This window comes from Microbacterium sorbitolivorans (assembly GCF_003327285.1).
Taxonomy (GTDB): Bacteria; Actinomycetota; Actinomycetes; order Actinomycetales; family Microbacteriaceae; genus Microbacterium; species Microbacterium sorbitolivorans.
This window is the reverse complement of sequence record NZ_KZ848473.1, coordinates 949693-969942: the sequence shown is the minus strand read 5'-3', so window position 1 is coordinate 969942 and position 20250 is coordinate 949693. Positions and strand designations below refer to the sequence as shown.

23 protein-coding genes and 1 tRNA gene are annotated in these 20250 nt (G+C 71.0%); 12 read left to right on the top strand and 12 right to left on the bottom strand.

Going from position 1 to position 20250, the window contains the following annotated elements:
- Position 1: 1 nt before the first annotated feature.
- The 3 genes from DTO57_RS04905 to DTO57_RS04895 are packed head-to-tail and all read left to right on the top strand — an operon-like array spanning position 2 to position 2526.
- Positions 2–703 carry an ABC transporter ATP-binding protein gene (locus DTO57_RS04905; protein ID WP_229730539.1) on the top strand — a complete coding sequence of 234 codons (702 nt, stop codon included), beginning with the start codon at positions 2–4 and terminating at the stop codon, positions 701–703.
- On the top strand, positions 679–2223 hold the full coding sequence (locus DTO57_RS04900; protein ID WP_114117053.1) for a hypothetical protein: 1545 nt from the start codon (positions 679–681) through the stop codon (positions 2221–2223). The genes DTO57_RS04905 and DTO57_RS04900 overlap by 25 nt, the downstream gene beginning before the upstream one ends.
- Before the next feature lie 36 nt (positions 2224–2259).
- Positions 2260–2526, top strand: a complete 267-nt coding sequence (locus tag DTO57_RS04895) for a DUF3039 domain-containing protein (protein WP_114117052.1) — start codon at positions 2260–2262, stop codon at positions 2524–2526.
- Between the two features lie 62 nt (positions 2527–2588).
- On the opposite strand, the gene DTO57_RS04890 is transcribed toward DTO57_RS04895, so the two are convergent.
- Positions 2589–3887, bottom strand: coding sequence for a nicotinate phosphoribosyltransferase (locus DTO57_RS04890; RefSeq protein WP_114117051.1), 1299 nt, complete (start codon positions 3885–3887; stop codon positions 2589–2591).
- Positions 3888–3955: 68 nt separating this feature from the next.
- Between DTO57_RS04890 and DTO57_RS04885 the strand changes: the two genes are divergently transcribed.
- From DTO57_RS04885 to rdgB, 4 genes are read left to right on the top strand one after another with little or no spacing between them, the layout of a single operon-like run.
- On the top strand, positions 3956–5290 hold the full coding sequence (locus DTO57_RS04885; RefSeq protein ID WP_114117050.1) for a MurL-like N-terminal domain-containing: 1335 nt from the start codon (positions 3956–3958) through the stop codon (positions 5288–5290).
- Entirely contained in the window at positions 5280–6590 is a 1311-nt protein-coding gene (murD, locus tag DTO57_RS04880) for a UDP-N-acetylmuramoyl-L-alanine--D-glutamate ligase (protein WP_162785659.1), read from the top strand. The genes DTO57_RS04885 and murD overlap by 11 nt, the downstream gene beginning before the upstream one ends.
- 20 nt (positions 6591–6610) lie before the next feature.
- Positions 6611–7339, top strand: coding sequence for a ribonuclease PH (gene rph / locus DTO57_RS04875; RefSeq protein ID WP_114117048.1), 729 nt, complete (start codon positions 6611–6613; stop codon positions 7337–7339).
- The gene (gene rdgB / locus DTO57_RS04870) at positions 7336–7923 is read left to right on the top strand and encodes an RdgB/HAM1 family non-canonical purine NTP pyrophosphatase (protein WP_114117047.1); all 588 of its coding nucleotides are present in this window, start codon (positions 7336–7338) and stop codon (positions 7921–7923) included. The genes rph and rdgB overlap by 4 nt, the downstream gene beginning before the upstream one ends.
- A 52-nt stretch (positions 7924–7975) precedes the next feature.
- Here rdgB and DTO57_RS04865 read toward each other — a convergent pair whose 3' ends face one another.
- Genes DTO57_RS04865 through DTO57_RS04850 form a run of 4 tightly spaced genes read right to left on the bottom strand, consistent with a single transcriptional unit; the run spans position 7976 to position 11878 of the window.
- Entirely contained in the window at positions 7976–9064 is a 1089-nt protein-coding gene (locus tag DTO57_RS04865) for an ABC transporter ATP-binding protein (RefSeq protein WP_114117046.1), read from the bottom strand.
- On the bottom strand, positions 9061–9855 hold the full coding sequence (locus DTO57_RS04860) for an ABC transporter permease (protein WP_114117045.1): 795 nt from the start codon (positions 9853–9855) through the stop codon (positions 9061–9063). Before DTO57_RS04860 ends, DTO57_RS04865 begins: the two co-directional genes overlap by 4 nt.
- Positions 9852–10757 carry an ABC transporter permease gene (locus DTO57_RS04855; RefSeq protein ID WP_229730541.1) on the bottom strand — a complete coding sequence of 302 codons (906 nt, stop codon included), beginning with the start codon at positions 10755–10757 and terminating at the stop codon, positions 9852–9854. Before DTO57_RS04855 ends, DTO57_RS04860 begins: the two co-directional genes overlap by 4 nt.
- Positions 10754–11878: an ABC transporter substrate-binding protein gene (locus DTO57_RS04850; RefSeq protein WP_114117043.1), complete on the bottom strand. Its 1125-nt coding sequence runs from the start codon at positions 11876–11878 to the stop codon at positions 10754–10756. Before DTO57_RS04850 ends, DTO57_RS04855 begins: the two co-directional genes overlap by 4 nt.
- A 222-nt stretch (positions 11879–12100) precedes the next feature.
- Here DTO57_RS04850 and DTO57_RS04845 point away from each other — a divergent pair, with 222 nt between their 5' ends.
- Complete coding sequence (locus DTO57_RS04845) at positions 12101–13552, top strand: RNB domain-containing ribonuclease (RefSeq protein ID WP_114117042.1); 1452 nt, start codon at positions 12101–12103, stop codon at positions 13550–13552.
- Here DTO57_RS04845 and DTO57_RS04840 read toward each other — a convergent pair.
- From DTO57_RS04840 to DTO57_RS04810, 7 genes are read right to left on the bottom strand one after another with little or no spacing between them, the layout of a single operon-like run.
- Positions 13538–13957 (bottom strand): pilus assembly protein TadG-related protein, encoded by a 420-nt coding sequence (locus tag DTO57_RS04840; protein ID WP_114117041.1) that lies wholly within the window; start codon positions 13955–13957, stop codon positions 13538–13540. The two genes, DTO57_RS04845 and DTO57_RS04840, sit on opposite strands and share 15 nt — an antisense overlap.
- Positions 13954–14385 (bottom strand): TadE/TadG family type IV pilus assembly protein, encoded by a 432-nt coding sequence (locus DTO57_RS04835; protein ID WP_114117040.1) that lies wholly within the window; start codon positions 14383–14385, stop codon positions 13954–13956. The genes DTO57_RS04840 and DTO57_RS04835 overlap by 4 nt, the downstream gene beginning before the upstream one ends.
- The gene (locus DTO57_RS04830; RefSeq protein ID WP_114117039.1) at positions 14360–14764 is read right to left on the bottom strand and encodes a TadE family protein; all 405 of its coding nucleotides are present in this window, start codon (positions 14762–14764) and stop codon (positions 14360–14362) included. The genes DTO57_RS04835 and DTO57_RS04830 overlap by 26 nt, the downstream gene beginning before the upstream one ends.
- On the bottom strand, positions 14764–14979 hold the full coding sequence (locus DTO57_RS04825) for a hypothetical protein (protein WP_114117038.1): 216 nt from the start codon (positions 14977–14979) through the stop codon (positions 14764–14766). Before DTO57_RS04825 ends, DTO57_RS04830 begins: the two co-directional genes overlap by 1 nt.
- Positions 14980–14999: 20 nt before the next feature.
- On the bottom strand, positions 15000–15941 hold the full coding sequence (locus DTO57_RS04820; RefSeq protein ID WP_229730544.1) for a type II secretion system F family protein: 942 nt from the start codon (positions 15939–15941) through the stop codon (positions 15000–15002).
- Positions 15938–16807 (bottom strand): type II secretion system F family protein, encoded by an 870-nt coding sequence (locus DTO57_RS04815; protein ID WP_114117036.1) that lies wholly within the window; start codon positions 16805–16807, stop codon positions 15938–15940. Before DTO57_RS04815 ends, DTO57_RS04820 begins: the two co-directional genes overlap by 4 nt.
- On the bottom strand, positions 16804–17988 hold the full coding sequence (locus tag DTO57_RS04810) for a TadA family conjugal transfer-associated ATPase (protein ID WP_229730547.1): 1185 nt from the start codon (positions 17986–17988) through the stop codon (positions 16804–16806). Before DTO57_RS04810 ends, DTO57_RS04815 begins: the two co-directional genes overlap by 4 nt.
- A gap of 159 nt (positions 17989–18147) precedes the next feature.
- On the opposite strand from DTO57_RS04810, the gene DTO57_RS04805 reads away from it, so the two are divergent.
- The 4 genes from DTO57_RS04805 (at position 18148) to DTO57_RS04790 (ending at position 20229) form a co-directional block, all read left to right on the top strand.
- Positions 18148–18229, top strand: a tRNA-Leu gene (locus tag DTO57_RS04805).
- Between the two features lie 62 nt (positions 18230–18291).
- A complete protein-coding gene (gene prfB, locus DTO57_RS04800) occupies positions 18292–19401 on the top strand; it encodes a peptide chain release factor 2 (protein ID WP_114117035.1) in 1110 nt (369 codons plus the stop codon).
- Position 19402: 1 nt separating this feature from the next.
- Entirely contained in the window at positions 19403–19867 is a 465-nt protein-coding gene (locus tag DTO57_RS04795) for a DNA polymerase III subunit gamma/tau (protein ID WP_114117034.1), read from the top strand.
- Complete coding sequence (locus DTO57_RS04790; protein ID WP_114117033.1) at positions 19864–20229, top strand: hypothetical protein; 366 nt, start codon at positions 19864–19866, stop codon at positions 20227–20229. The genes DTO57_RS04795 and DTO57_RS04790 overlap by 4 nt, the downstream gene beginning before the upstream one ends.
- The last annotated feature ends 21 nt before the right edge of the window (positions 20230–20250 follow it).

Sequence of the window (20250 nt, the reverse complement as noted above, 5' to 3'; positions counted from 1 at the left end):
GGTGGCCGGCATCGATCTTAGTGTTCCCGCCGGGTCGTTTTACGGCCTCGTCGGCCCGAACGGCGCGGGCAAGACGACCACCCTGTCGATGGTCGCGGGGCTCGTCCGGGCCGATCGCGGCGAGATCCGCGTGTTCGACGTCGACGCGCGCAAGGATCCGCGGGCCGCGAAGCGCCTGATGGGCGTGTTGCCCGATCGCATGCGCACCTTCGACCGACTGACCGGCAAGCAGCTCCTCCACTACATCGGCGCCCTCCGCGGCCTGTCCGGCGCGCAGACCAGGGCCCGCGCGGCCGAGCTCGCCGAGGCCTTCGACTTCGTCCCGGCGCTCGGCCGCGCCGTCAGCGACTACTCGACGGGCATGACGAAGAAGCTCATGCTCGCCTGCGCGATGATTCACGCGCCGCGTCTGCTCGTGCTCGACGAGCCCTTCGAGTCGGTCGACCCCGTGTCGGCCCAGCGCCTTCTCGGCGTGCTGCGCGACTACGTCGACCAGGGCGGCACCGTCATCCTCTCGGGCCACAGCATGACCCTCATCGAGCAGATGTGTTCGCGCATCTCGGTGCTCGTGACGGGCCAGGTGCTCGCCGAGGGCACGCTCGACGAGGTGCGCGGCGAGATGTCGCTCGAGCAGCGCTTCATCGATCTCTCCGGCGGCGAGGAGAAGGGGCGCCTCGAGTGGTTGCACACGTCCTCCGCCTGAGGCTCTCCGAGGGCGCGAGCGCGTTCCGCCTGCGACCCGTCTCGGCGACGCTGGCGTTCCTCGCGGTCGCGGCGCTCACGTACGGCCTCGTCTTCGGCGTGCTGATGCTGCGCGACGCCCCGGGCGACACCGCCCGCACCGCGCTCGTCGTTTTCGGATCCGTCCTCGCGGCCGGGTTCTTCCTCGCGCCATTCGTGTCGACGCGGTCGGATCCGCTCGACCCCGTCGGTGTCTCGACGCTGCCGCTCTCGTCCCTCGCGCTCGCGGGGGCGTCCACGCTCGCGGGCCTCGTCGGCGTTCCCGCGCTCGCGCTCATCGCGGTCGATGCCGCGGCGGCCGTCGTCGGCACCCAGCTCGGCACGCCCGCGTGGGTCGCGGGCGTCGGGGCGGCGCTGCACGTCGTCAGCTGCGTGCTGCTCGCCCGCGCGGGCTTCGCCGCGAGCGACCGGATCCGCGCCGGGGGCCGCACGCGGGAGGGCGCGACCCTCGCCGCAATCATCGCGGCCGCAATCGTCGTGCCCGCCGTTATCTTCGCCGTCAGCACGTCGTGGCAGGACGGCACGCCGTGGTTCGCGGCCTGGCTCGTCACCGTTCTGGGGTTCACGCCGCTCGGCGCGGGCGCCAGCGTCGTCGCGGCCGGCGCCGCGTTCGTCGCGCCGCTGCTCACCGCCGGTGCCTGGGCGCTCGCCCTCTTCGGCGCCTGGTGGGGCGTGTGCGCGCACGCGTTCCGCAGCCTCCCGCTCGTCGACACGCACCGCGAGGCGGGCCTCGGCTGGCTCGGGATCCTGCCGAGCGGCGCGACGGGCGCGATCGCCGCGCGCAGCATCATCTACTGGGCGAGCGACACCCGGTACCTGTCGAACCTCGTCGTGGTGCCGGTCGCGGGCCTCGCGCCCGTTGTGCCGCTGCTCGTCGCGGGCGTCGACCCGAAGATCGTGGCGCTCATCCCGTTGCCGATCATCGCCGCGTTCCTCGGCTGGATCGCGCACAACGACCTCGCCTACGACTCCGAGGCCGTCTGGCTGCACTTCGTCTCGAGCGTGCGCGGCCTCGCCGACCGCGCGGGGCGCCTCGTGCCCGCGGCGATCATCTCGGTGCCGCTGTTGTCTGCGACCGTCGCGCTCACGGCGAGCTTCGCCGGGGCCTGGGAACACCTGGAGTCGCTCATCGGCGTCGCGCTCGCCCTGACCCTCACGGGCTTCGGGCTCTCGAGCGTGTTCTCGGTCACGTCGCCCTACGCCGTCGCGCGACCGGGAGACAGCCCGTTCCGGCAGCCCCAGCGTGCCGGCGGCCGCGGCGTCATCGCGCCCGGGTTCGTCCTCATCGCGACGCTCGCGATCGGCGCGCCGACGATGCTCGCCGCCTTCGACGCGATCGCGGGCGGCGCGGACCGCGACCGCGAGGCGCTCCTCCTGGGCGCCGGCACGGGGGTGGGCGTGCTGCTTCTCGGCCTCGTCCTCGGCGCGGTCATCTTTGAGAAGCGCGGCCACCGCCTGATCGATGTCGGTCGCGCGGCATAGGGCCCCTGCCCTCGGATCCGCCTTACACTTTTAGGCATGAGCACCCCACTCGATACCCCAGGATCCGGCGGAACCGGCGTTCTCGACCGCGAGTTGCAGGAGCTCCTCGAAGAGCAGCTTCAGGAGCCCGGCGACCACGAGCGCTTCAGCCACTACGTGCAGAAGGACAAGATCGTCGAGTCGGCGATCACCGGCAAGCCCGTCCGCGCGCTGTGCGGCAAGAAGTGGACTCCGGGCCGCGATCCCGAGAAGTTCCCGGTCTGCCCGACCTGCAAGGAAATCTACGAATCGCTGAAGAAGTAACCACAAACTTCGAGAGGGTGACCCGCATCGTCGCGGGTCACCCTCTCTGCGTATCCAGCTATTCAGACGAGCGAGGTCGGAATCGCCGGATCCGACTTGCTGAGCGCGAGCGCGCGCGTGGGTAGCTCGCGCCGCACCGCCATGTGGTGCTCGCGCGCCGAGCGCACGCCCGCGGTGCCCTCGTGCGACGCGTCGAACTCGCCGCCGGTGACGAACGGCACGACGAGCGCGCGGGATCCGTCGGGGGCGGGCGCGTCGGACGCGAGCCGAACGTGCTCCTCGGTCGCGACGCCGTTCTCGAGCAGGCGGAAGGCCTGCTTCGCCCCGCCGGTGGATCCCTTGCCCTGCGCCTTCTTGGCGACGGGGATCCACTCGCCCGAGTCGGCCTGGCGCGCGACGAGCTTGTAGACGAGGCCCGCGGTCGGGTAGCCGGATCCGGTGACGAGCGACGTGCCGACGCCGTACGAGTCGACGGGGCTCGCGGCGAGCGCCGCGATGGCGTACTCGTCGAGGTCGCTCGTGACCGTGATCGTCGTCTCGGTGTTGCCGAGGGCGTCGAGTTGGTCGCGCACGTCGGCGGCGACGAGGGGCAGGTCGCCCGAGTCGATGCGCACGCCGCCGAGGTCCGGGCCGCCGAGTTCGACGGCGCGGCGCACGCCCTCCGCGATGTCGTAGGTGTCGACGAGCAGGGTCGTCGAGGCGCCGAGCGAGTCGAGCTGCGCGCGGAACGCGTCTTCCTCGGTATCGTGCAGCAGGGTCCAGGCGTGCGCGGCGGTGCCCATGGTCGGGACGCCCCACGCGCGGCCGGCCTCGAGGTTGCTCGTCGCGTCGAAGCCCGTGATGTAGGCGGCGCGCGCCGCGGCGACGGCGCCGTGCTCGTGGGCGCGGCGCGACCCCATCTCGGCGAGCGGTCGGTCGCCCGCCGCGATCGACATGCGCGCCGCGGCGGTTGCGACGGCCGAGTCGAAGTTCATGACGCTGAGCGCAAGGGTCTCGAGGATGACGGCGTCGGCGAAGGTACCCTTCACCGTCAGCAGGGGAGAGCCGGGGAAGTAGAGCTCGCCCTCGCGGTACCCCTCGATGGATCCGCGGAAGCGGTAGTTCTCGAGGTAGGCGAGCGTCTCGGCGCTCACGACCTTCTCGTCGCGGAGGAAGCGCAGCTCGTCGTCGGCGAAGCGGAAGTCGCGCAGGAGGCTCATGAGCCGGCCCTGGCCGGCGGCGACGCCGAAGCGGCGGCCGCCCGACAGTCGGCGGCCGAAGAGTTCGAAGACGCACTGGCGGTGCGCGGTGCCGTCGCGGAGCGCGGCGTCGAGCATCGTGAGTTCGTAGCGATCCGTCAGAAGCGCGGTCGAAGCAGACATGAACGTAACTCTAACGGCCATGCGGTTCTCGCCGTGTTCCCTGGTGCCCGCGTGTAGATTTGACGGCTATGGAGTTCGCGTTTTCCGAGGCTCGTCCGCGCATCACCCGCTTCGAATGTCGGGAGGCGGAACGTTCGGGGAACCAACTCACCCTGCGGTACGCCGCCGTCGCCGGCGAAACCGAGGTGTATGCCTTCTCAGAGCGCATCGAGATCCCGGGCGAGCTGCCCGACTCGGCGGTCGCCGACGGCCTCGTGCGCCTGTTGACGCTGGCGGCCTCGCTCAGCTATTACAAGGCGTTCGCCCCCGTCACCTTCGCGGTTCCCGGCGGGCTGACGGCGGCCGAGCGCGCCTTCATCACCGAGCTGATCGCGGGTGGCCTCGGCGAGTTCGCGATCGTCAACGACCTCCCCGGCGCCCTCGAGCCCGAGATCGACGCCCCCGAGCTGCCCGCCGTGCAGACCGGATCCGCGGGATCCGCCACGGGGCGCGCCCTCGTCGCCGTCGGCGGCGGGAAGGACTCGATCGTCTCGATCGAGGCGTTGAAGGCCGCGTCGGTCGACGTCACCGCGTTCGGCATTAACCCGCGCGGGCCGATCCTGCGCACCGCGGAGGTCGCGGGCCTCGAGCTCGAGCGCGCCGGCCGCAAGATCGACCAGCTGCTTTTGCGCCTCAACGCCGAGGGCGCGCCGAACGGTCACGTGCCCGTGACGGCCATCAACTCGCTCATCGCGCTGCTCTCGGCCCTCGCGACCGGCCACGACACCGTCGTGTTCAGCAACGAGGCGAGCGCCTCGTACGGCAACCAGGTGTGGCACGGCCGCGACATCAACCACCAGTGGTCGAAGTCGAGCCACTTCGAGGGCCTGCTGCGCGACAGCGTCCCCGCCGGATCCCCCGAGTACGTCTCGCTCCTGCGCCCCCTCACCGAGCTGCGCATCGCGCGGGCCTTCGCCCGCCACACGGCCTATCACCGGGTGTTCACGAGCTGCAATCGCGCCTTCACGATGAGCGCCGCGGCCGACGCCAGTTGGTGCGGCGAGTGCCCGAAGTGCCGCTTCGTGTCGCTCATCCTCGCACCGTTCCTCTCGCGCGACGATCTGCTCGCCATCTTCGGCGGGCGCGACATGTTCGCCGAGCCCGCCCAGCGCGAGGGCTACCTCGAGCTGCTCGGCGTCGACGGCCTCTTCAAGCCCTTCGAGTGCGTGGGCGAGCCCGATGAGTGCCGCGTCGCCCTCGAGATGATCCGCGACCGCGACGACTGGGCGGGCCACCCGTTCCTCGACGACGCGGCCGTGCGGGCGGTCCACGCGACCGCCGCCGAGCGCGAGAGCGTCTTCGCCTGGCGGAGCGGCGAGCACCACCTCTCGGCTGAGCTGGAGGAGGTCGCCCGTGCGATTTGAGGATCTCGCAGGCAAGCGCGTCGTCATCTGGGGGGCGGGCCGCGAGGGCCGCGCCGCCCACGCCGAGCTCGCCGGTCGCGGCGTGCCGTCGACGATCGTCGTCACCGGATCCGGCACCCCGCCCGAGGGCGTCCTCGGCGGAGACGCCGCCTGGGCGGCGCTCACGGAGGCCGACGCGATCGTGAAGTCGCCCGGCATCCCACACACCTCGCCCGAGTACGTCGCGCTCAGCGAAAAGGGCGCCGCGATCACCTCGCTGACCGACCTGTGGCTCAGCGAGAACCGCGACAAGGTCATCGCCGTCACGGGCACGAAGGGCAAGAGCACCACGTCGGCGCTCGTGCAGCACATCCTCCGCGGCACGGGCCACACGGCCGAGCTCGCCGGCAATATCGGCATCCCCGTCGGCCCCCGCGTCGGCGACGACGTCGACTGCGCCGTCACCGAGATCTCGAGCTACCAGGCCGCCGAGCTCAGCGCCTCGCCGCGCGTCGCCGTGCTCACCTCGCTCTACCCCGAGCACCTCCCGTGGCACGGCGGCTACGACCGCTACGTCGCCGACAAGCTCAACCTCCTCGCGCACGGCCCCGAGACGATCGTCCTGCCCGCCCACACGGGCGAGCTCGCCGAGCGCGCCCGCGGCATCGCGGGCGACGCGCGCATCGTCGTCCCCGCCGACCTCGGGATCCGCGTGACGGACGACGAGCTCGCCTGGGAGGGCGCCGGATCCGTTGCGCTCGCCGACATCGCCCTCGTCGGCAGCCACAACCTCGCGAACGCGGCGCTCGCGCTCGCGGCCGTCGACGCCTACGCGCCCGGCCTCGACCGCGCGGCGGCGCTCGCCGCGGTCGCCGACTTCTCGCCCCTCGCGCACCGCCTCGAGGTCGTGCCGTCGACCGACGGCCGCACCTGGATCGACGACAGCCTCGCGACCGCGCCCCAGGCCGTCGCGGCGGCCCTCACGAGCGTCTCCGCACCGCGCCTCGCCCTCGTCATGGGCGGCGCGGAGCGCGATCTGCCGTTCGACGCTCTCATCGACGCGCTCGCGGGGCGAGACGACGTGACGGTCGTCTGCACGGGGCCCGCCGGATCCCGCTTCGCGCGGGACGCGGAGGGTCGCGTGCCGCGTCTCCGAACCGCCGCCGGCTTCCGCGACGCCCTCGAGGTCGCTCGTACAGTGACGGGCGCGGGCGATACGATCCTGCTGTCGCCCGGAGCGCCGAGCTTCGACGAGTTCACCGACTACGAGGCGCGTGCCGCGGCGTTCCGCCAGGCGGCCTCCGACTCCACCCCTCACTAACCGCCCCGAAAGAGGTAACGATGACCACGCGAGCCGACGGACGCGCCCTCGACCAGCTCCGCCCCGTGACGATCGAGCGCGGCTGGAGCAGCCAGGCCGAGGGCAGCGCCCTCATCAGCTTCGGCGACACCAAGGTGCTCTGCACCGCCAGCTTCACGAACGGCGTGCCGCGCTGGCTCGCCGGCCAGGGCAAGGGATGGGTCACGGCCGAGTACGCCATGCTTCCCCGCGCCACCAACGAACGCTCGCAGCGCGAGAGCATCAAGGGCCGCGTCGGCGGCCGCACGCACGAGATCTCGCGCCTCATCGGCCGCGCCCTCCGCGCCGTCGTCGACACGAAGGCCCTCGGCGAGAACACCCTCGTGATCGACTGCGACGTGCTGCAGGCCGACGGCGGCACCCGCACCGCATCGATCACGGGCGCCTACGTCGCGCTCGCCGACGCCATTGAGTGGGGCCGCGAGAAGGGCTTCGTCGCGAAGAAGGCGCAGCCGCTCTCCGACTCGATCGCCGCGATCTCGGTCGGCATCATCGACGGCACGCCGATGCTCGACCTGCCGTACGTGGAAGACTCGCGCGCCGAGACCGACATGAACATCGTCATGACGGGCTCGGGCAAGTTCGTCGAGGTGCAGGGCACCGCCGAGGGCGCGCCGTTCGACAAGGCCGAGCTCGACCAGCTTCTCGAGCTGGGCGCCAAGGGCTGCGCCGACCTGACGGTGCTGCAGCGCGAGGCCCTCGGCCGATGACCCAGGTCGTCCTCGCCACGCACAACGCGCACAAAATCGCCGAGCTTCAGGCGATCGTCTCGCGCGTGCGCCCCGACATCGAGGTCGTCGGCTACGACGGCCCCGAGCCCGTAGAAGACGGCACGACCTTCCAGGCGAACGCCCTCATCAAGGCGCGCACGGCGGCGCAGCACACCGGGCTCGTCGCCCTCGCGGACGACTCGGGTGTGTGCGTCGACGTGCTGGGAGGCTCACCCGGCGTCTTCTCGGCGTACTGGGCCGGGCACCAGAAGGACGACGCCGCGAACCTCGCGCTGCTGCTCGACCAGATCTCGGACCTCCACCGCGACGAGGATCGCGCGGCGCACTACACCTCGGTGATCGCGCTCGTGACGCCGTCGGGCGACGAGCGCACGGTCGAGGGCATCTGGCCCGGACACATCGCGCGCGAGCCGCGCGGCGAGGGCGGCTTCGGCTATGACCCGATCTTCGTTCCCGAGGGATCCGAGAAGTCGGCCGCCGAGCTCACCCCCGCCGAGAAGAACGCCGTCTCGCACCGCGCCCGCGCGCTCGAGGCGATCGTCCCCTTCCTCGAGGCGCTGTAGCGAGAAAGCGGCCGGTGCCCCTCCGCGAGAGGGACACCGGCCGCTTTATGCTCTACGCGACCTCGCGCGCCGCGACGGGTTGCGGGTCGACCGCGAGGTAGACGCGGTCGCCGTAGCTCAGCCGCTGGCCCGCGTCGTGCTGCACGTGCACGACGTCGTCGGTCTCGGTGCGCACGAGCGAGCGGCGCATGCTGCCGAGGAACGTGGTCTCCTCGACGACGCCGGCGATCGCCCGATCCTGCTGCCCGACGAGGCGCAGGTTCTCGGGGCGCAGGTGCACGTCGACGGTGCCGGTCGCGGGCGAGTTGAGCGGCAACTTCGTGCCCCACACCGTCACGAACTCGCCGTCGGCCTCGCCGCGCACGAGGCTCGAGAGCCCCACGAACGACGCGACGTGGGCGGTCGCGGGGCGCAGGTAGAGGTTCTCCGGCGTGTCGACCTGGTCGATGCGACCGGCGTTCATGACCGCGATGCGGTCGGACGCAGCGAGGGCCTCCTCTTGGTCGTGCGTCACGAACAGCGTCGTGATGCCGAGGCGCAGCTGGATCCGTCGGATTTCGTCGCGCAGCTGCACGCGCACCTTCGCGTCGAGCGCGGAGAGCGGCTCGTCGAGCAGGAGCACGCGCGGCTCGGTGACGAGGGCGCGGGCGAGGGCGACGCGCTGCTGCTGGCCGCCCGAGAGCTGGTGCGGGAACCGGTCGGCGAGGTGCTCGAGCCCGACGAGGGCCAGGGCGTCCTTCGCGCGCTTCGCCGCCTCCGGCTTGCGCACGCCGCGGCGACGCAGGCCGAAGGCGGTGTTCTCGGCGACGTTCAGGTGCGGGAATAGCGAGTACGACTGGAAGACCATGCCGATGTCGCGCTTGTTCGTCGGCACGCGCGAGACGTCCTGGCCGCCGAGAAGCACGGCGCCGCCGTCGGAGGATTCGAGGCCCGCCAGCACGCGCAGCGCGGTCGTCTTGCCGCAGCCCGACGGGCCGAGGAGCGAGACGAACTCGCCCGGCGCGATGTCGAGGTCGACGCCGTGGAGCACCTTCGCGGATCCGTAGCTCTTCTCGATGCCGCGGAACTCGACGCGGGTGCCCTCGCCGGCCTCGGCGAGGAGCGCGTTATCGGAGGTGCGGGGCAGGGGAGTGTGGGTCATGACTGTGCCTTTCGGGCGCCGCGCCCGACGCGGCCAACGATGAGGAGCAGGACGAAGCAGAACACGAGCGCGAGCAGCGTGAAGATCGCCGGCAGATACGGATCCTGCTTGCTGACCACGAGCATCGCGGTCTGGAACACGTCGCGGTTCAGCAGCGACGCGATCGTGAACTCGCCGAGCACGACGGCGATCGAGATCAGCGAGCCCGCCAGCAGGCCCTGGCGGATGTTCGGCGCGAGCACCTGCAGCACGACCGTCGGCCATCCGGCGCCGAGCGAGCGCGCGGCCTCCGACAGCGTCTTGAGGTCGGCCGCGTCGATCGACGCCTGGATCGAGCGATAGGCGAACGGCAGCACCGTGATGCCGTAGGCGAACGCGAGGGTCCACGTGCCCGTGCCGATCGAGCGCGCGATGCGCAGGTAGATCGGCGCGAGGCCGACGACGAGCACGATCGCGGGGATCGAAATCGGCAGCAGGGCCACGAACTCGAACAACGGCTTCAGCCTCGGGAAGCGCAGGTTCACGAGGATCATCGTGGGCGCGAGGAGGAACAGCACGATCGCGACGGTCACGACGGCGAGGACGAGCGAGTTCGTGAGGCCCGTCCAGACGGGCCGGAGCTTCGCGGCCGAAGCGGGGTCGGCGAGCGACGTCCAGTGCGCGAGCGTCGTGGATCCGTCGGGCATCTGGAACGTGTAGAGCAGCGTCGATCCCAGCGGGATGATGAAGAACGCGGCAACGAGGATGCCGATGGTCCAGCGCGTGGTGCGGCTGGGGGCCAAGCGGTTCATCCCTGCCACCTCGCTGCCCGGCGCTGAATGAGCGAGTACAGCCACATGACGACTCCGACGACGACGATCATGCCGAGCGCGAGCGCGCCGGCGAGGTTCTCGCGGCCCAGCACGGTCTCGCTCGTGAGGGCGGCGCGGATCTGGAGCGGAACGATCTGGGATCCCTGGCTCGCGAGCGCGGCGGCGGTCGCGTACGACGAGAAACCGCTCGCGAACAGCAGCAGCAGGCTCGCGAGGAACGACGGGGCGAGCACGGGAATGCCGATGCGTAGCCAGAAGCCCGCCCGCGTGCCGCCGAGCGTGAGGTTTGCCTCGGCCCACTGGGGCTTCAGCGCGCTGAGCGACGGCATGAACGTGATGACCATGAGGGGGATCTGGAAGAAGACGTACGGGAGGATCAGGCCCGGCATGTCGTACAGCCAGGTGCCGTTCTCGTAGATGTTGATGCCGAGGCTCTCGCGCAGCAGCACCGTGATGATGCCCTGTACGCCCATGGTGGCGATGAAGGCGAAGGCGAGCATCACGCCGCCGAACTGGGCGAGCACGCCGGAGGCGGCGTCGACCGTCGCCCGCATGGCGCCAGAGGGGCTGAGGCCCAGCATGGCGTAGCAGACGAGCGCGCCGATGACCGCGCCGATGACGGCGGTGAGGGCCGAGAGCCAGGCCGAGTTGCCGAAGGCCTTGAGGACGACGGGGTCGCCGAGGGCGGCGACGTTCGTCCAGGTGAAGCCGCCGTCGCTATCGAAGAAGCCGGATCCGATCGCGAGCACCGTGGGCAGCGCGAGGAAGACGAGGACGTAGACGGCGAAGGGGACGAGGCCGAGCCACGCCCAGGAACGCGCCGAACGCCGGCGGCTCGCGGGAAGCGAGGCGCCGGCGTCCGTGGAGGAAGCGAGAGTCACTGGACCGCCGCGGCCCACTTCTCACCGAGAAGCGTGCCGGCCGCGTCGCTCTGCTCCTGCGTCGGCACGAGGGTCTCGGCCGGAACCTCGGGCAGGGCGGCCGCGAGGTCGGCGTCGATCGTGCCGGCGTCGGTCATCGCGTCCATGCGGGCGGGGCGGGCGCCACCGGCGAGGAAGAGGTTCTGCACCTCGTCGCTGTACAGGAACTCCTGCCACAGGCGGGCGGCCGCGGGGTGCGGGGCGTCAGCGTTGATGGCCTGGTTGTAGTAGCTGGCGTAGCCGAGGTCGGGGAAGACCACGACCTCCCAGTCGGGGTTGTCGGCCGTGTACGCGGCGTTCAAGTAGTCCCAGTCGAAGACGACGGGCGTCTCGCCCGAGGCGACGGTCGCCGGGGTGACGTCGACCTTGAGGAAGTTGCCGGCCGAGTTCAGCTCACCGAAGAAGTCGATGCCGGGCTGGAAGTCGTCGAGCGATCCGTCGTTCAGGATCGACGCGAGGCCGACGGCGGCGAAGGCGGCGCCCGCCTGGGTCGGGTCGCCGTTGATCGCAACCGCGCCCTTGTAGTCGCTGCCCGTGAGGTCGGAGATCTCGGCCGGGGCGGGGAACTTCGAGGTGTCGACGCCGACCGACATGTATCCGCCGTAGTCGCCGACGAAGCGGCCCTCCGGGTCCTTCAGCGACTCGGGGATGTCGTCGAAGCCCTCGACCTTGTACGCCGCGAACGAGTCGACGTTCTGCAGGGCGACGGTGAGGCCGAGGTCGAAGACGTCGGGCGCCTTGTCGGTGCCGGCGTTGGTCTCGGCGGCCTGGATCTCCTCGGCGCTTGACACGTCGGGCGAGGCCTCGTTGATCGTGATCTCGGGGTAGCGCTCGGCGAACAGGTCGAGAATGGCGCCGTAGTTGGCCCAGTCGCGGGGGAGAGCGATGACGTTGAGCGCGCCCTCCTCCTTCGCGGCCGCCTCGAGGTCTTCGAGGGTGCCGAAGTCGGCGAGGGAGGTGGCCGACGCGGCCTCGGAATCGGCGGCGTTGTCGTCGCTCGAGCACGCGGCGAGGGAAACGGCGGCGGTGGCCATCACGGCGATGCCGGCCGCCAGACGCAGGGAACGGGGGAAGTGAGACATGTGAATCCTCTTGTGATCCGGCTCGCGCCGGAGGACGGGTGCCGATGGAATATATGCGCGCAGGGTGTCCGGCGAGGTCGACCTAGGTGAACGACAGGTGTCGCCCGGGTGACTCGGCACTCACCCCCGCGCCGCCATATCTGCATTTCTCCGCGCGGTCGTATGCGAATCGCATACGACCGCGCGGAGAAATGATGATGAGTGGCGGACTAGGGTGGGCCCATGACCGCGAGAAAAGCCCGCCTGTCATCGGCCGCGCGTGCCCTGGCAGAGTCGTTCGCCGCACTTCGGGCAGAGCTGCAGACCCCCGTTGGCTATCCCGACGACGCCGTCGAGGAAGCCGAGCGAGTGATCGCGGCGGGCGTCGCCGTCGACGGATCCGACGACGCCCGCGTCGATATGGACGACGTGCCCTTCCTCACGATCGACCCCGAGGGCTCGCGCGACCTCGACCAGGCGATGCACCTCGAGCGCGACGGCGACGGATACGTCGTGCAGTATGCGATCGCCGACCTCGCCGCCATCGTCGCCCCGGGCGGCGCGCTCGACGCGGCGACCCAGGCGCGCGGGCAGACGCTCTACGCGCCCGACGGATCCACGGGCCTGCACCCCGAGCAGATCGCGGGCGACGCCGCCTCGCTCCTGCCGGAGCAGCGCCGCCGCGCCTATGTATGGCGCTTCGCGCTCGGATCCGATGGCCGCGTCACCGACACGCAGCTCGTGCGCGCGTGGGTGCGGTCGCGGAAGCGCTGGACCTATACCGAGGTGCAGGCCGAGCTCGACGCCGGCACGGCGCCCGAGGGCATCGCGCTCCTTGCCGAGATCGGCGCTCGCCGCATCGAGCTCGAGGCCGAGCGCGGCGGCGCGAGCCTTCGTATGTCCGAGGAGGAGGTCGTCGAGGTCAAGGGTCAGTTCGAGCTGCGCGCGCGGGCGACGCTCGCGTCGGAGGACTTCAACGCGCAGATCTCGCTCATGACGGGGATGGCCGCGGCCGAACTGATGCTGCGCGCGAAGGTCGGGATCCTGCGAACCATGCCGCCCGCGGATCAGGACGCCATCGACGAGTTCCGCCGCCGCGTCGCCCTGCTCGACCGCCCGTGGAGCACCGACATCAGCTACGGCGAGTACCTGCGCCAGCAGGATCCGGGCGACCACGCGACCCCCGCCGTCATGCAGGCCGCGACGGCGCTGTTCCGCGGCGCCGGCTACGAGGCCTTCGACGGCGAGGCTCCCGAGCAGAAGATCCAATCGGCGATCGCGGCGCCCTACTCGCACGCGACCGCGCCGCTTCGGCGCCTCGTCGACCGCTACGTGCTCGCGATCTGCGAGGCCGAGGCGAACGGCACCGAGATCCCCGCCTGGGCCCGCGAGGCGCTGCCGCAGTTGCCGAAGATCATGGGCCGCAGCGGCCAGCTCGCCAGCCGCCTCGAGAACGGGTGCATCGCCCGCGTCGAGGCAGCCGTGCTCTCGCACCGCATCGGCCGCGAGTACGTCGCCGTCGCCGTCTCGCGTCGCAGTAACGGCACGCGCGTGCAGATCGCGACCCCGTTCATCACGGCCGACGTCGAGGGCGAGCCCGAGCTTGGCTCGATCGTGCGGGTGCGCGTCGACGGCGCCGACATTGCGGCGGGTACCGTCTCGCTGAGCCTCGTGGGGGCGTCACCCCGCGAGTGAGGCGCGGCTCGTGCCCGTCGCGGTGAGGACGACCCCGGCGGGCACGACGATGCCGAGGATCTTTGGCTCCCAGAGGTCGGCGACGGTGGCGCGGGCGGTCGTGGGCCCGTCGAGGTCGACGCCGACGAGCCAGGCGGATCCGGGGGAGACCCGCACGACCTCGGCGGCCTGATCGTGCGCCGTGGCTGGGTTGAGCTCGAGCGTGACGCCGGCCGGTCCCGGCACGATCTCGAAGCCGTCGGAGGCCGCGAGCGCCGCGGCGTCGGCGAGCGAGTCGATGCGGCGCTGCGTGACGAGCAGGTCGATGCCGTTGACGCAGACGAGCACGACGGCGAGGGCGAGGGCGAGGTAGCCCGCCAGAAGCGGCAGGATGCTGCCCCGCTCGTCGCCCGCGAGCCCGTTCACGAGGAGAGCCGTTCGACGCGATAGGTCGCCGTCCCCGTCACGGGCACGGCCGTGTGACTGTCGAAGACGTCGGGCATGAGCGGCAGGCCGACGGTGGTCTCGACCGTCACGACGATCGTCGACCCGGCCGAGGGGCACTCGCCCGTCGCGGGGTAGCACTCGGCCCGCACCGTGAGCGACTCCGGATCCAGCCCGTACCCCGCGGCGACCATGTCGCGGACGGCGTCGGGCGGCACTTCGGATCCGGTCGCGAGCGTGCGCGCGACGAACCGCGCCGTCGCCTCCGCACCGAGCGAGGCGTTCTGCACCAGGCCGAAGGCGATCACGAGGTACACGATCGGCACGAGCAGCAGCACGCCCGCGACGAGGAACTCGATCGTCGCGCTGCCGCGCTCGCGGTCGTCAGCCCACGCGTTCGACGGGCGCATCGGCCACCACCAGGGTTCCCCGCCCGGGGCCCGCGAGCCCCACGAGCGGCAGCGTCGCCGCGATGTGTACACGGACGGTCTCGAGGCCATACGAGCGACCTTCCACGATCACGACGTACGAGATGACGTCTCGCCCGAGGCCGCGCTCGACGGCGGCCCTGGCGCGCGCCTCCGTCTCGGCGGGCGTCGTGTCGGCGAGCGCCGCGTGGAAGGCGGCGTCGACCGCGGCGTCCTGCACGACGTTGCGCGTGTGTACAGCGAGGGCGAATTGCAGCACGCCCAGCGTGAGCATCGTCAGCAGCACGCCGACGAGGATGAACTCGACGGGTGCGGATCCGCGCTCGCCGTCGTCCGGCGCGCGGGGAGCGCGCGCGGGCATCAGGCGCCCGGGATGATCGTCATGGCGCGGTCGAAGAGCTGCTCGAGGGCGGGGCGGGCGAGCAGCCAGATGCCGACGACAATCGTCGCGGTCATCAAGGTCACGAGCACCCAGCCGGGAACATCACCCCGTTCGGGATCGTCGGCGCGGGGATCGGCGACGGAGCCCCACGCGGTGCGGAGGCGTGCGATGGCGGCGGAGAGGCGAGTGAACATCGGGTGTCCTTTCGAAGGGGTTAGAAGCCCGTTTGGAGCAGGGCTACTCCGGGGAAGATGGCGAAAAGTATGGAGAGCGGCAGCAGGCCGAACACGAGGGGGATCATCATGTAGATCTCCTTGCGCCCCGCCGCCTCGATGAGCCGCCGCTTGGCGTCTTCGCGCGCGTCGGCGGCCTGGGCCTGCAGGGTCTCGGACAGGGGCGAGCCGCGCTCGATTGCGGCGACGGTGTGGTCGATCGCGCGGGTCAGGACGGGCGCCTGGAGCCGGCGGGTCATGCCGATGAGCGAGTCGGTCAGGGTGGCGCCGGTGTCGACCTCAATCGTGATGGCGCGAAGCTCGGCCGTCAGCTCACCCGATCCGACGACCGCGACGCGCCGCACGCTGCCGAGGATGCCTTCACCGGCCGAGAGGCACAGCGCGAGAAACTCGAGCACGGTCGGTAGCTCCTCCTCTATGCGCGCCACGCGGGCCTTTGCCTGCGTCGTGAGCGAGACATCGGCGAGCACCAGGCCGCCGACGAAGCCGACCGCGGGGAGCGCCATGACGGCGGCCGCGAACGTTCCCGCGGCGACCGAGACGAGCACCAGCAGGGTGCCGGCGGCGGCACCGACGATCGCCCACACGAGCTGGCTCCCGCGGAAGGCGGCCGAGTCTGCGGGCTTGCCCGACTGCGTGAGCCGCAGCTCGATCGTCTCGGACCCGCCCGCGAGCCGGGCGAAGCGCGCCTGCGCCCGCGCCCAGAGCGCGCGGGCGCCGCGCGCGACCGCGAGGGTCGGATCCGTGAGCCGGTCGGGGAGGGAGGTGCCCGCCGGGTCGGTGATGTCGCGCACGTACGGCGCGATGCGCGTCGCCAGCGGCGCGACCCGCCACGACGGCAGGGCCGAAGCGATCGACCAGAGCCCGAGCCCCAGCCCGCCGCCGAGGATGATCGCGAGCGCGACGTCGGTGAGGCCGGTCACGCGAACCACCTCCGCGGCTCGGGGAGGCGCCCGACGCGCAGCATGATGCGGTACGACACGAACGAGACGGCCGCGCCGATCAAAATAAGCAGGCCGCCGGCCGGCGACGCGTACGCCTGGGCGGCCTCGGGGCGTAGCGACAGGATCGCGAGAATTATCCAAGGGGCAACCGATCCAAGGACGGCGGCGCCCTTCGTCCACGACTGCTTCGACTCGACCTCGCCGCGCAGCGCGGCGTCGGCGCGGATGGACGCCGAGAGCGCCCGCAGCACGGGCACGAGCTCGGTGCCGCCGACCTCTCGCGCCATGCGCAGGGTCTCGATGATGCGGTCAGCCATCGGGTCGGCGAGCGCGTGCTTCAGCCGGTCGATGCTCGACGGGAAGTGGCCCGAGACGCGCATATCGCGCTCGAATTGCGCGAAGGATCCGCGTAGCGCCTGGGGCGCCGATTGCCCGAGCACCGCGATCGCGTCGGGAAGCGAGAGCCCGGCGCGCACGGATCCGACGAGCAGGTCGCACACGTCGGGCCACATCGAGCGGCGCTGCCGCACGAGCTTCGCGGCGCGCGAGCGCAGCCACACGACCGGGGCCGCCGCCGCGGCGACGGCGGCGAGCAGGCACAGCACGGCGACGCCGGTCGCGAGCCAGGCGGCGGCCGCCGCGACGAGGGCCGCGGCGACCATCCCTACCCCGAGCACGCGCGGCGCGACGTGTGCGAAGCCGGCGAGCTCGAGCACCTCGTGCGCCCGACGCGTCAGGCGGCCCTCCGCGCGGGCCGACGCGTCGCGTTCGCGCCGCGGCCACAGCCACGGCGAGGCGATGAGCAGCAGCCCCGCCCCGAGCGCGAGCCCCAGCGCGGCGCTCACGCGGCACGCTCCGAGCGGCGCAGCGGCAGCGGATCCGCGACGGAGGCGGTGTAGAGCGTGCGCGTCTCGGGGATGCCCCCGACGGCGCGGCCCGTGGGGGCCGCGATCTCGGCGACGTAGCGGTGCCCATCGGGTCGCCGCGCGCAGTGCACGACGAGGTCGAGCGAGCGCATGACGGCGGGCAGTACGAAGTCGCGGTCGATGTTGCGCCCCGCGAGGAGCGGCAGGGCCGAGAGCTTCACGAGGGCGTCCTCGGCGGAGTTCGCGTGTATCGTCGCGGCGCCCGGGAGGCCCGTGTTGAGGGCGAGCACGAGGTCGAGCGCCTCGGCGTCGCGCACCTCGCCGACGACGAGGCGGTCGGGCCGCATGCGCAGGGCCTCCTTCACGAGTCGCCGCAGCGTGATCTCGCCCGTGCCCTCGAGGCTCGGCTGGCGCCCCTGCATCGCGACAATGTCGAGGGCGTCGATCGACAGCTCGAACGTCTCCTCGACCGTCACGATGCGCTGCGACGGCAGGCTCTCCGACACGAGCGCGCCGAGCATCGTCGTCTTCCCGGCGTGCGTCGCGCCGGAGACGAGGATCGAGCTGCCCTCCCGGATCGCCGCCGAGAGCCTGTCGGCCTCGGCGCGGGGGAGGGATCCGTGCTCGACGAGGGTGTCAAGGGACCCGAACCCCGGGAGGAACTTGCGGATGTTTACCGACCACGCACCCCGCGCGATCCCGGCGAGGACGACGTGCAGGCGGGATCCGTCGGGGAGGGAGGCGTCGACGAACGGCTGGCTGACGTCGATGCGCCGGCCGGTCTGGTGCAGCATGCGCTCGACGGTGTCGCGGATCTGCTCCTCCGTGAGGCTCAGCGCGATCTGTTCTGACACGCCGCCGCGCGCGACAAAGACCTTGTCGGGGCCATTGACCCAAATCTCCTCGATCGAATCATCGTCCAACAAGTCCTGCAGGGGCCCGTAGCCCGAGACCGACGCGACGACCGACTGCACCGCCTGGTCGAGGTCGTCGATCGTGCGGGATCCGCGGGCGAGGGCGTAGTCGTTGTGGCGGCGGATCTCGACGACGGCGAGCCGCCGCACGTCGTCGCGGGTGACCTCGCGCCGCCCGAGCACGGCCTGATCCGAGCGGATCCGCTCCCGCACCCGTTCGATCACCGATCGCTGCTCTGCACTCACGGGGCACAGCGTGACAGATTTCGAGAATCGACCGCGAAAGTTATCCACAGATCGAGAAAAACACTCTCTGATCTGGTTAATTACCGGCGGATTAAAAGCCTCGGCGTGCGCGACACGGTGCAACGACCACTCGGCCGCACCCCATAGAATGGGAGGTGCGCGCGTGTGGTGAAATTGGTAGACACGCAGGATTTAGGTTCCTGTGACTGCGGTCGTGCGGGTTCAAGTCCCGCCACGCGCACCGTTTCGGGTCGATCGTTCCGGGCACTGCTCACAGCACGATCGCGCTAAGCTTCACTAGCCATGCTAGAACTCGATCTTTCCGCCGAAATCCAGGCCCTGCGCACCACCTTCGACAACATCGCCGAGGTGGTGAACGTCGACGGCCTCAAGGCCGAGGTCGCCGCCCTCGAAGAGCGCGCCGCCGACCCCGACCTCTGGAGTGACCAGGAGAACGCGCAGAAGGTAACGAGCGCGCTCAGCCACCGCAAGGCCTCGATCCGCAAGGTCGAGGGCGCGGGCAACCGTCTCGACGACCTCGAGGTGATGGTCGAGCTGGCGAACGAGATGGAAGACGAGGACACGGCCGCCGAGGCTCGCGCCGAGCTCGCCGCCCTCGAGAAGACCATCCAGGATCTCGAGGTGCAGACGCTCCTCGACGGCGAGTACGACGAGCGCTCCGCCGTCATGACGATCCGCTCGGGCGCGGGCGGCGACGACGCCACCGACTTCGCCGAGATTCTCATGCGCATGTACCTGCGCTGGGCCGAGCGCAACGGCTACCCGACGAAGGTTCTCGATACCTCGTACGCCGAGGGCGCGGGCATCAAGTCGGCGACCTTTGAGATCGACGCCCCCTACGCGTACGGCGTGCTCTCGGTCGAGGCCGGAACGCACCGCCTCGCGCGCATCAGCCCCTTCGGATCCGCCGACAAGCGCCAGACGAGCTTCGCCGCCGTCGAGGTCATCCCCCTCATGGAGGAGGCGACCGAGGTCGACATTCCCGAGAACGACATCCGCGTCGACGTGTTCCGCTCGTCGGGCCCCGGCGGTCAGTCGGTGAACACGACCGACTCGGCCGTGCGCCTGACCCACCTTCCGACCGGCATCGTCATCTCGATGCAGAACGAGAAGTCGCAGATCCAGAACCGCGCCGCCGCGATGCGCCTGCTGCAGACGCGCCTGCTCCTGCTGCAGAAGGAGCAGGAAGCAGCGAAGAAGAAGGAACTCGCCGGCAACATCACGGCGAGCTGGGGCGACCAGATCCGCTCCTACTTCCTCTACGGCCAGCAGCTGGTGAAGGACCTGCGCACGGGGTATGAAATGACGCAGCCCGACCAGGTGTTCGATGGCGACATCGACGGACTCATCAACGCCGGTATTCGCTGGCGCAAGCGCCCCGACCAGGACTGACATGACGACGCCCGACGATGACGACGCCTTCCGCTGGGACGGCGACGACGATCCGACGCTGAGCGTCACGCCCGATGCGGTCGCCGAATCCAGTGCCGTCACGGCGCCGGATCCGGAGCCGGTTCCCGCCTCGGAGGAGCCCGCGGACGCGGAGCCCGCCGGGGTCGGCAACGTCGCGCTCGTCGCGTACGGCGTGCTCGGCGGCGTGTACGCGCTGTGGACCGCGGGCTGGGTCATCGGCGCGCTGCGACTGCGCGACTACATCGAGGGACAGTCGGGCACGGTCGCCGACTTCATGTTCCAGGGCAGCATGTGGCTCGGCATCTTCGCGCCCGCGATCTGGTTCATCGTGAGCCTCGTCGGTGGGCGCGGGAAGGCCGCGTGGCAGCGATTCGTCTGGCTCGGCCTCGGCGTGCTTGTGCTGGTTCCCTGGCCCTTCGTGATGGTGGGAGTGGTCGGACAGTGAGCGACGTCGTGAAAAAGAAGTCTGCGCCGGGGTGGCTCATCGGCGTCGTCGCCGGGTTCTTCGGGCTGTTTTACGCCTACGTCGTGTGGGCGGGCGTGCAATACCTCGTCACGATCCTGCAGGAGCTGTCGGTCAACAGTCAGCTCACGGGCGTGAACCTGTCGCTCTCGCCCCTCGCCTGGGTGGCGCTCATCATGGCGATCGCCGTGCCGATCGCGTCCTTCGCGATCGCGATGGTCATGGGCCGCGGTAAGGCAATCTGGAAACTCACCCTCCTGCTGCTCGTCGGCCTCGCCGTAACCAGCGTTTTTTGGCTCGACGTGCAGGCCTTCACGACGACTCAACAGGTCATCCAGCAGTAGTCGTGGTCGGGGCACGCCCCG

Excerpts from the sequence above, each read along its gene's own strand:
- DTO57_RS04865 (WP_114117046.1), bottom strand. The coding sequence starts at position 9,064 with ATGACCCACACTCCCCTGCCCCGCACCTCCGATAACGCGCTCCTCGCC.
- DTO57_RS04885 (WP_114117050.1), top strand. The coding sequence starts at position 3,956 with ATGGAGTTCGCGTTTTCCGAGGCTCGTCCGCGCATCACCCGCTTCGAA.
- rph (WP_114117048.1), top strand. The coding sequence starts at position 6,611 with ATGACCACGCGAGCCGACGGACGCGCCCTCGACCAGCTCCGCCCCGTG.
- DTO57_RS04890 (WP_114117051.1), bottom strand. The coding sequence starts at position 3,887 with ATGTCTGCTTCGACCGCGCTTCTGACGGATCGCTACGAACTCACGATG.
- prfB (WP_114117035.1), top strand. The coding sequence starts at position 18,292 with ATGCTAGAACTCGATCTTTCCGCCGAAATCCAGGCCCTGCGCACCACC.
- DTO57_RS04795 (WP_114117034.1), top strand. The coding sequence starts at position 19,403 with ATGACGACGCCCGACGATGACGACGCCTTCCGCTGGGACGGCGACGAC.
- DTO57_RS04860 (WP_114117045.1), bottom strand. The coding sequence starts at position 9,855 with ATGAACCGCTTGGCCCCCAGCCGCACCACGCGCTGGACCATCGGCATC.
- rdgB (WP_114117047.1), top strand. The coding sequence starts at position 7,336 with ATGACCCAGGTCGTCCTCGCCACGCACAACGCGCACAAAATCGCCGAG.
- DTO57_RS04895 (WP_114117052.1), top strand. The coding sequence starts at position 2,260 with ATGAGCACCCCACTCGATACCCCAGGATCCGGCGGAACCGGCGTTCTC.
- DTO57_RS04825 (WP_114117038.1), bottom strand. The coding sequence starts at position 14,979 with ATGTTCACTCGCCTCTCCGCCGCCATCGCACGCCTCCGCACCGCGTGG.
- DTO57_RS04850 (WP_114117043.1), bottom strand. The coding sequence starts at position 11,878 with ATGTCTCACTTCCCCCGTTCCCTGCGTCTGGCGGCCGGCATCGCCGTG.
- DTO57_RS04845 (WP_114117042.1), top strand. The coding sequence starts at position 12,101 with ATGACCGCGAGAAAAGCCCGCCTGTCATCGGCCGCGCGTGCCCTGGCA.
- DTO57_RS04830 (WP_114117039.1), bottom strand. The coding sequence starts at position 14,764 with ATGCCCGCGCGCGCTCCCCGCGCGCCGGACGACGGCGAGCGCGGATCC.
- DTO57_RS04835 (WP_114117040.1), bottom strand. The coding sequence starts at position 14,385 with ATGCGCCCGTCGAACGCGTGGGCTGACGACCGCGAGCGCGGCAGCGCG.